The sequence below is a fragment of the Streptomyces sp. P17 genome, assembly GCF_032436805.1.
Taxonomy (GTDB): Bacteria; Actinomycetota; Actinomycetes; order Streptomycetales; family Streptomycetaceae; genus Streptomyces.
In genome coordinates this window covers 1-280 of the sequence record NZ_JAVRBF010000665.1, presented here as the reverse complement: position 1 = coordinate 280, position 280 = coordinate 1, and the positions used below count along the sequence as shown (strand labels likewise).

Below are 280 nucleotides of genomic sequence, written 5' to 3'. Positions count from 1 at the left end.
GTTACGACCAAATGTTGGATCTGTCGCGCGGGCAGCCATGGGCACGCTGGTGCGTCGGCGGGACCACCAACATCGTGCTGAACTGCATTGACAAGCATCGCAGCACGCCCGTATGGGACCAGACATTTTTGGTCTGGGAGGGTGAAGACAAGCGCGAACAGCGCGCGCTTACCTATCGTGAATTGGACCGCGGCGTCGGACGGCTTGCGCAGGGACTGCGTGATCTCGGCGTCGGTAAGGGCGATGTGGTCGCTCTCTATTTGCCGAACCTGCCGGAAAC

General features: G+C 60.7%; 1 protein-coding gene. It reads left to right on the top strand.

The genetic code is table 11. The features are described from left to right. Positions 1-280, top strand: a 280-nt coding sequence (locus RMT89_RS42500; protein WP_315889110.1) for an AMP-binding protein, incomplete at both ends; no start/stop codon positions are given.